The 9752-nt window shown below is 34.0% G+C and carries 9 protein-coding genes and 2 pseudogenes; all 11 read right to left on the bottom strand.

Annotated elements, in window-relative coordinates:
* Positions 1-166: 166 nt before the first annotated feature.
* Positions 167-529: pseudogene (locus AC6HVZ_RS19180) on the bottom strand (thymidine kinase); the annotation flags it as partial.
* A gap of 152 nt (positions 530-681) precedes the next feature.
* Positions 682-1044, bottom strand: coding sequence for a GntR family transcriptional regulator (locus tag AC6HVZ_RS19175; protein ID WP_497559739.1), 363 nt, complete (start codon positions 1042-1044; stop codon positions 682-684).
* A gap of 76 nt (positions 1045-1120) precedes the next feature.
* A complete protein-coding gene (locus tag AC6HVZ_RS19170; RefSeq protein WP_497559738.1) occupies positions 1121-1480 on the bottom strand; it encodes a YxeA family protein in 360 nt (119 codons plus the stop codon).
* A 25-nt stretch (positions 1481-1505) separates the two neighbouring features.
* Positions 1506-3377, bottom strand: coding sequence for an ABC transporter permease (locus AC6HVZ_RS19165; protein ID WP_497559737.1), 1872 nt, complete (start codon positions 3375-3377; stop codon positions 1506-1508).
* Positions 3352-4125, bottom strand: a complete 774-nt coding sequence (locus tag AC6HVZ_RS19160) for an ABC transporter ATP-binding protein (RefSeq protein ID WP_497559736.1) — start codon at positions 4123-4125, stop codon at positions 3352-3354. The genes AC6HVZ_RS19165 and AC6HVZ_RS19160 overlap by 26 nt, the downstream gene beginning before the upstream one ends.
* A 128-nt stretch (positions 4126-4253) precedes the next feature.
* Positions 4254-5258: a sensor histidine kinase gene (locus AC6HVZ_RS19155; RefSeq protein WP_497559735.1), complete on the bottom strand. Its 1005-nt coding sequence runs from the start codon at positions 5256-5258 to the stop codon at positions 4254-4256.
* Entirely contained in the window at positions 5255-5956 is a 702-nt protein-coding gene (locus AC6HVZ_RS19150; protein WP_497559734.1) for a response regulator, read from the bottom strand. The genes AC6HVZ_RS19155 and AC6HVZ_RS19150 overlap by 4 nt, the downstream gene beginning before the upstream one ends.
* Positions 5957-6536: 580 nt before the next feature.
* Positions 6537-6899 (bottom strand): annotated as a pseudogene (locus AC6HVZ_RS19145) (thymidine kinase); the annotation flags it as partial.
* Between the two features lie 670 nt (positions 6900-7569).
* Positions 7570-8631, bottom strand: coding sequence for a hypothetical protein (locus AC6HVZ_RS19140; RefSeq protein ID WP_497559733.1), 1062 nt, complete (start codon positions 8629-8631; stop codon positions 7570-7572).
* Between the two features lie 5 nt (positions 8632-8636).
* A complete protein-coding gene (locus AC6HVZ_RS19135) occupies positions 8637-9119 on the bottom strand; it encodes a hypothetical protein (protein WP_497559732.1) in 483 nt (160 codons plus the stop codon).
* Positions 9120-9434: 315 nt separating this feature from the next.
* On the bottom strand, positions 9435-9563 hold the full coding sequence (locus tag AC6HVZ_RS19130) for a hypothetical protein (RefSeq protein WP_497559731.1): 129 nt from the start codon (positions 9561-9563) through the stop codon (positions 9435-9437).
* Positions 9564-9752 lie beyond the last annotated feature (189 nt).

The raw sequence follows: 9752 nt of genomic DNA, 5'->3' as shown, positions 1-9752 counted from the left end.
GCTTCTCACGGACATTAACAACCGTTTTCATGCCCACATTGTCCATGAGAGCGCTTCTCACGGACATAACGTTGGAAATAGGCGTGGCTGTTCCGGCAACTAAGTTATCCACAGGCATTTAAATTTTATAATTTCCTAGCCGAAAATAAAACGCCGAACTGGCGCATTATTTTAATGCTTTTGCCAATCCGGCTGCTATGTTTTTACTGGGTTTGTTTGGGACTTCATGATGATGACGGCATCTTGGTTCATAGGATTCAGATGCTCCAACAAGTATTACCGGGTCATCATAAGAAGCAGGGTTACCATTGATTAAACGCTGGGTTCTACTAGCTGGTGACCCACACACCGGGCAAATTGCATTAAGTTTTGTAACTGATTCACTTAGTGCCATTAATTTAGGCATTGACCCGAACGGTTCAGCTCGAAAGTCAGTATCCAAACCTGCCGTGATTACTCGAATGCCTTGATTAGCTAAGGTTTCAGTAACCTCGACAATGTTTTTATCAAAAAACTGCACTTCATCGATTTAGTTCCCTATATTTTGTTTATCTTTATGTCTACGATTCTTATCCTAAAATTAGCAAACTTATTATTTCAAGTTAAATTCTTATAAAAATTAAGCCTATTTATCAAGTAGATTTGTACTGAGTAGGCTTTACCTTTTAAAATGGATTAAATTCAATCCATTTCACCTAACCATTCCATTATCTCCTTAGTTGACAGTCCAAGGTCTTTTGCAATTTGTAATAGCCTAAAAAACTGCGGTTTTAACTCATGCTCTATTCTTTGTTCTATTTGAAAAATATCAATAGGTGCGACATAATAACCTTTCCCTTTTATAGAATATAGATATCCCTTCTTTTCAAGTTGATGGTATGATTTTTGTACAGTATTTGGACTTATCAAAATTTCCTTCGACAATCCTCTAATTGACGGCATTTTCTCATCTGATTTTATTTCTTTACTTAGAATTTTTACCTTTATTTTTTCTACTAACTGCTCGTATTTTGGAATTTTACTTTGACTATTTAATTTTAACATATATCCTCTCCATTATCTTAATTGGGATGGCTATTTTCTCGTAGCATGGTTAATCGCTGCAAGTAAATGTGATTAGTTAATTACTGTTTAGCTTTGTTTTCACTTTATCTGGTAGTTCTTCAACCTGTATTTCTTCCCACTTTTCTACATAGGACCTTTTTGCAGTAACTATTAAAAAGGCATTTTCTTTTAATACTCTTGTTGAACTAAATGTTACTTCTTTTTTATCACCGTCTTCAGTATAGCCAATTAAAGTATATTCATATCTGCGAGCATCAATAATGGGTTCTTCATTGATTTGTACATATACCTCTTCTTTAGGTACAAAAGGGTTGATAAGATCTCTTTCTACTTCTGGAACAAGCGTAAAAAAACCAACTAATATGACAACTAATGCAAGTACAATTCCTACAGTTATTTTCACTACTTTTTTCAATATTTATCTCTCCCTTAATTTTTAATTAGCGATATACATATTCTTTTAAATTTTTGATGTAACTAGAACGAATGACAATAAAGTATAGAAGCTGTAATCCCAAGAATCCTAAAATGGTAATAACTCCTGATTGAAATACGTTAGAAAATCCTCCCTCCCTTTGTAACACCTGTAAGGCGAAACCTGTTTCAACAATAGCCAACAAAAATGGTAGGAAAAAGAGTATTGCCATTTGAATATTTGCGTTTTTAACCATTTCCTTTTCACTCAATCCGATTTTAGCTAGTGATTTATATTTTTTTCTTTCCTCATATAAATCCGTAAACAACCTGAAATACAAGAAACTCCCAGCAGCCAAGAAAAAGATGATGCCAATAAATAAACCAATAAACAGACTTAAACTTGGTAATTGAACAGTCTGATAATATTCGATCGCCTTTGAAAAGTACCTAGCATCTGGGTTATATGTTTCACCAACGATATGATCATGTATCTTTTGACTTATATCTAAGTTCTCTTTTGAATTAGCAAATTGAAAAGCATAAAAGGTTACTAACTCATTACCTTGCTTCAATAGATTAAAGGTATTTTCATCAACAACTAACACATCATGAAGAGAAAGGAATGGCTGTTCAATTGATTGCAACTTTATCGACATTTGTTGGTTATTTAATTGTAAGTCCGTCGTAGTATCTTGGAGTACTGTATATCCTTCTCGTTCTGTTTCCCCAAAGTAAACCCCTTTTCCTTCCTCAAGTTTAGAAGTTTTTAATTCAGGTAATATCTTCATCCCATCTTTGTATGAAAGAACTAAAACAGGATAATTCGATGATCCTTGACCAGTTTCAATCACTTTAAATTTAGATTGCTCGTAATCTATATTTTTTTGTTCAAACTGTTGTTGAATATATGTCAGTTGTTCATTTTCATCCTTGTTACTAGAATAGGATAGAAACTCCATTTCATATAATGAATCTTCAGTGGTAAACATTGATTTATAAGTGGCTAAAGTCCCTGTTGCCGTAAAGGCTACAGCAGAAACAATACTTACGATGAAAAATAAACGAGCATTATCTTTGACTCGATACATTAAATCAGAAATCCAAAGTAGATTTGTACCTTTTCTATAAAATTTCTTATTTCGTTTCAACAGTTTCAGTACCCAGACACTTAACTGGCTATAAAACAAGTAGGTCCCTATTACTGTACAAACAGTAATAATAACTGCACTACCAATATCAATACCTGCAAATAAAGCCAAGCCAAACCCTCCACCTAAGAACATCATTCCTAGTATAGAAAAAGGTATAGAAGGCTTTGGTTCTCTTTTTGGTTTGACAGACCCCTTCAGTAAAGAAACTACTTCTTCTGAATGGATAATAAAGAGTGTAAATTGAGAAATAAGCACAAACAGAGGTAGAAATACCCCAATTGTTATTCCTAGTGCTTTCAAGGGGAAATATAGTTCAAGTGCTTCCATTTCGACTATATATGACCCTGCAGTAAAGAACAGTTTAGCAAGCACTGTTCCACCAATGATTCCTGTAATGATAGAAGCAAGACCGATGAATACATTCTCCAGTGTGATTAGTAGGCGAAGTTGTTTAGGTGATGCCCCTTGAATTGTAAGGATTCCAAATTCCCTTTTCCGTGTTTTTAAAAAGGCACTTACAGAATAAAGGACAAATAAGATTGAAAATACAAAAATGACCCATTCTGCAAATACCATGCCTTTTTTGGCAATGTTATTCATATAACCTGTTTCTAATGCAGGATGAAAGATGAACATCGCAAACATAAAGAAAATCATTACAGCGAACGAACTGCTTAAATAAAAGGCTAGATATGCCCGCAAATTACGCGTTATATTTTTATAAGCGAACTGTGGAAAGGTCATCCGAATTCCCCCCTAGCATTGATAGAACATCTAAAATCTGTTGGAAAAATACCTTTTGATTCGTTCTTTTATATACTTCGTTGTACAATTTACCATCTTTAATGAAAATAATGCGATCACAATAGCTAGCAGCAGATGGATCATGGCTAACCATTAACATCGTTGTTTTATCTTTTTCGTTAATCATTTGTAAAGTCTGCATCACGTCTTTCGATGATTTAGAATCTAAGTTTCCCGTTGGTTCGTCGGCTAACAACAAGGAAGGCTGATGAATAATTGCTCTAGCGATTGCAGTACGTTGTTTCTGACCGCCTGATACTTCATATGTTCGTTTATTTAAGATTGAATCAATACCTAGCTTTTGAGTGATAGCCTGTACTTTCTTGTCAATTTCACCTGAATCTACTCTTTCTAATGTCAAAGGCAGCATAATATTTTCTTCCAATGTTAATGTGTCTAATAAGTTAAAGTCCTGAAAAACAAATCCTAGTTCTTTCCTTCGAAATTCTGCAAGTTTCCCTTTTTTTAATTTATGAGGCTCTTGCCCGTTAACAATGACCTGTCCCGATGTCGGTCTATCAATTGTGGAGATTAGATTTAATAGTGTTGTTTTCCCCGATCCAGACGGCCCCATTACACCAATAAATTCTCCCTTTTCCACATTAAACGTAATATTTGTTAAAGCTTGGAAGGTCGCTTTTCCATCATAAATTTTATTTAAATCTTGTACTTGTACTACATCTGCCATTATATTGCCTCCTACATATTTGACTGTATATTTATTATATAAGGAATATAAAAATACAAAAATAGAATTACCTTAAATCAACCTTACACTTTAGTAAGGAAAAGACATAAAAAAACCTTACCCCTTCATTAGTTGGGTAAGGCATTCGATGAAACATATTCCTTAAAATATATTTTAAAGGTTGTACTTTGTCCTATTTCTGATTGTAGTTCTATTTCATGCTGGAGCTTACCCATAATTTCTTTTACTAAATAAAGCCCCATTCCCGTTGACTCGTGATACAATCTACCATTTACTCCTGTAAAATAAGGTTCAAAAACCCTTCTGATATCTTGTGAAGGAATTCCAACACCGAAGTCTTTAATTTCTAATAAGATGCACTCTTCTTGTTTCTCAATTTTGATATTTAATGTATCACTTTTGTTAGCGGAATATTTAACGGCGTTTGAAATAATTTGACCTATAACAAATTGCAGCCACTTTTTATCAGAATACACGCACAATTTATCTTTTGGGAAGTACTTTCTAGGGAAAATTTTGTATTGAATAAACAATCTTTTATTTTCCATTATCATTTCATTCATAAAGTTTTGAAGAGGGATTTTCTCAATAGAATAATCTTTTTCAAACATAGATAGTCGTGACGAGTACAGCACAGTCTTTAATCCGTCTTCTAACCGATATAATTCTTTTCTAATATCCTGAAATAATTCTTCGTCATTATCTTGAATCATCAAGTGGATTACAGACAAGGGTGTTTTCATTTGATGCACCCATTGATTTGTAAATGTTACCCTATGATTCAAGTCTTTCTTAACCTGTTGAAGATCACTTTCATATAATACCGTAAGTAAGGATTGCCTTTCATAAATGGATTCGGCTAATATACTTTTCCCTATTCGTGGTACATATAATTTATCGTCATTAGATTCTTGTAACCATCGGTAAAGTTTTATATCCTGTATCCACCGATAAGATAGATAAATTCCAATAGTTATTACTTGAATCATAAAGACATAAAACAAATGATCCAATTCTTGAAATCCTAAAAACCAGTAGTAAACAAATACAAATATTCCCTGTATGGTGGTAACAAAAATAAGGGACAAATGTGAACGAAGAAATAACTTCATTCTGCTTCCTCCCATGTACATCTCATCCTATAACCTGCCCCACGAACTGTTTCAATAGCATCTTTGATTCCAATCTCAGATAGTTTTTTCCTTACCCGTGTGATATAAACGTTTAATGTATTTTCATCAATAAACATATCCGTATTCCACATTTTTTCTATTAAACGATCTCTACTTGTTATCTTTTCTCCACGTTCTATTAATACTTCCAATAATAATGCTTCCTTTTTTGAAACCTCTGTTGATTTCAATCGGAATCGAAGTTCCATTCTTTCTGGTAAAAATGCCAAACCATGAAAATTAATTGTTCGCTCACCCTGACTGGGTGCATATTCGCCATATGCTCTTCTTAGATGACTCTTGACTTTAGCAATTACCATGTCATATTCAAAAGGTTTTGTAATGTAGTCATCCCCTCCATTTTCTAAGGCCATAATTTGATCCATTGTACCTTCTCGTGCAGATATAAAGATAATCGGGCATGTAGAATGTTGACGAATCTGTCTGCACCAATAAAAGCCGTCAAATGATGGTAAGTTTATATCTAGTAAAACTAAATCAGGTTCTTTCTCAAGAAATTTGTCTAATATATCATTGAATTGTTCTAAAACTATTAAACCGTATCCGAATTTTTCTATATGTTGAGCTAAAAGTGTACGAAGGTTATCATTATCCTCAACTATCATGATTTTTTTCATAAAATACCCCTTCTCAGCTTATTTATGTAACAAGGGAGTTTAGAGACACCCCTCTAAACTCATTAAAATTCTATCTCATATGATCATTTAATTCCATTACTACTCGCTTACCATTTATAAGTACCGCAATAATGGTAATAAATATCTCAAAGAACTTTTTCATGTTCATGTATCATCTGCTCCTTAGTTTTTAACAGGCACTTCTCTTGGGCATAGCGTTGAAAATAAGCGTAGCTATTCCGGCAATTAAGTTATCCACAACATTTGAATTTTGTAGTTTCCTATACAAGAACAAAGGCGCAAGCGCAGCCCTTTTAACGACGTACGGACTGGACTGAGCCGCAGGAGATAAAGGAAACTCGGACGACCGGGAAAGCCGATATTGACTTTCACCACAAGGGTATAAGTGCGACTAAGCCACTGGTTCCCAATCAGCAAGTCTTCTTTATCTTACGGAGGTGAAGGAAGTCTGCTATGGCTTTAGGGCTGGAGCCGGACGTGGCTGATGCGGTTGTTTTGTTATCCACAGCCAACAAATTTTATAATTTCCTAGCCGAAAATAAAACGCCGAACTGGCGCTTTATTTTAATGCTTTTGCCAATCCGGCTGCTATGTTTTTACTGGGTTTGTTTGGGACTTCATGATGATGACGGCATCTTGGTTCATAGGATTCAGATGCTCCAACAAGTATTACCAGGTCATCATAAGAAGCAGGGTTACCATTGATTAAACGCTGGGTTCTACTAGCTGGTGACCCACACACCGGGCAAATTGCATTAAGTTTTGTAACTGATTCACTTCGTGCCATTAATTTAGGCATTGGCCCGAACGGTTCAGCTCGAAAGTCAGTATCCAAACCTGCCGTGATTACTCGAATGCCTTGATTAGCTAAGGTTTCAGTAACCTCGACAATGTTTTTATCAAAAAACTGTACTTCATCGATTTAGTTCCTAATAATATGTTCACGATTAAGTTCACCATCGATAGTTGACATATTAATTAAATCCATAACTTTTAGGGGATAAGATAGTGTAAAATGTAAGGATGTATGAAAAAGTTATATGTTTAATTACAACCATAAGAATGTGCTACTTCCGTCATCTTTTTTTCTCATGATTGTCACATGCTTACCACTTGTTGCCACCATATTTACCAATGGGGACATTATTTAAAATTAAGAAGAATAAAAAAGCCTAATCCCTACCTTGGTCTGAATGATTGATTCAACATAATACCTATCTCCTTTAATGATTGTTATTTTGACTTTTCTCCTGATTCAATAGTCGAACTAGCAGATTTTTGATACACACTACTTTCTCCCCCTTTAATTGTTCTTAAAACAAAGCGATCTAATCAAACCTTCTTTTTTAAAACACAAAAAGGTCATTCTGACCGATTGCTCTTCGCATTCAGTCAGAATGACCGCTTTTTATTATTCTATAAAATATAAAGTAGAAAAGAAGATTGATTATATACTATTATTATATCAACAGACGTCCTTCATTCTTAGACAAACACTTTTCGATATAACGTATATTATTTATAACTATTTCTCCAAAATTATGAATTAATAAAAGTATAGAAGGAAGTAATTAACCTCTCTATTTTATAACTTACCAAACAAATCCCACTGGCCAATATGGATATTTATAGAATCCGGAAAGACCATTCTGTTCGGAAATTTCCTTCATCTTTCCCACTATTTCTTCAAACGTATCATCATTTATATTCTCGGTTGCTTCTTCAATTCTAATGTGACCCGATGTTAATTCACCTATAAGAAAAGCATGTTGAAAAATTTCCTGATCACCAACAGGTTCATAATCGGGAATAAAATAAGGCATAACAATGGTGTAGTCAAAATTCACCTGATGAAGCGCACCGACATCCATTGAAAAACCAACATCTGGTTTATAAAAACCAACGACTTCAAAATTCATAACTTTGGAAATTAATTCTAATGAAATGATGTCACCAATTTCGTAAATATCTTTATATGCACTTCCCAAAACAATACTTATCGGTTCATCCGGTGACGAAAGTGTAAAATCAGTTTCCAGAAGGTTTCTACCCAAATCAATATTGCTATCGAAATTACTATAAATCCCCTCGCCTAACATAACCGTTTTTAAAGGAGTAGAATAATGTTCGTTACCTTCCCAATCTTTCGTCACAGTATTCACGGGGTTTGTCCCCATTAACTGAGATTGTTCATATCCATTTACAAAATCTGTATCCCCTTCATAATTCCCTCTATAGATTAGAGGGTATTCATGAACAAGAACATAATCAAATGTTTTATTCATATCTTTATACATAGCTTTTAGTTTTTCAATTGGCACAGACGGGATGCCATCCGAAAGTTCCTCAAAAGTAAATACGGTTTTATAGTAAGGTTCAAATGATGGAATTTTGGAAATATATTTTTTGTAATCATCGAAATTATCAAATGATGGTAATTCTCTTATTTCTGTTTTTTCTTGTTCAGTTGTTTCACTTTCAGTTTGTTGAGTGTCAGATACACTTTCGTTAGATGGAACTTCATCATCAGAAACAACCATATTATCAGAGGTATTTTTTACATCGGTTGTAGTACAGGCAGATAAAACGACAATAAACATAATCCCGACAATGATGGAAATAGGGCTTTTAAAGCGTAATAGTAAAGCGTTCATCTAAATCACCAAGCATAGAAAATACGAGGTCTTGCATCTTTAATAATTCCAACAGCTAAACTAGAAGCTGCATGGGCGATATTACCAACATTCGGATTATTTGTTCCTGTAACAACCATTCGGTTACCTTGCCAAACCTCTGCTCTAGCAGTAAATTTAGGAGCGGTTGTTTGTACCCATCCTGCTGCAAAGTGATCTCCACCATGCCCATGGCTATAGTCAATATATAAACGAACATCACTACCAAGAATTCTATAAGCGGAATTCAACTGATATTTTGTATCAAAATCTGGTGTAGCTGAGCCGAATCCACCACCTGCAGATTTATCCATTTTAAACTCTCTACCATCTAAAAAAATTGACTCTGGTAATTCCGGAGAAGTTGAAACTGAATCAGAATCCGCAGCAAATGCTGGAACGCTAGAGAATAATAAACATACAACTAATAGACTAGATGCTACATTCCGAAAAATATTTTTTCTTTTCATCTTATACATCCTTCCTTTTTTCTTATTTTTCACTTTTAGTCCCTATTAATCTTTCAAACTATAAAACCAACTAAACGGTATCATATATATAATAACTTTTCAGCAATTCTGTGAATTACACAAGAAAAATTTTTTTAGTGTTTTAATACAAGTTCATTTCATAAATTTACACATTTTTAATAACAAAAAGACTTCATCCTCTGCGAATCAAGAAGAAGATAGATTGGCTAAAAAGCAAGAAAGCACAACCTTAATTACAAAAAGAGTAATCCCCAAAGCTATTTGATTGTTTCAAGCTTTGGGGATCGTATTAATCTAAATATTTTTTTCTATATTCATTGGCCCCGGATCTTCCTCAAATGCTGAAGCCTGAACACTAACGTTGTGACCTGCAATAAAGAACACTCCTATTGCAAAGACTAAAGTGAATATTATTTTTCTCATTTAGCTCCCCCCTTTCCTGAGTTTTTAACCATCTATTTAAAATAAATAGCTAGCGACAATAATTTACAATCTAGGGATAGGAGTGTTATGGCATTTTGATAGAATTTTATATATTCTATTAGCACTACAGCGTGACTTTATAAAAAACTAGACAACCTCTCTCAGATGCGTTATACTTACAGTAGAGGA

The sequence above is a fragment of the Oceanobacillus sp. NCCP-135 genome (assembly GCF_059698015.1).
This window is presented reverse-complemented; position numbering and strand designations above follow the sequence as displayed.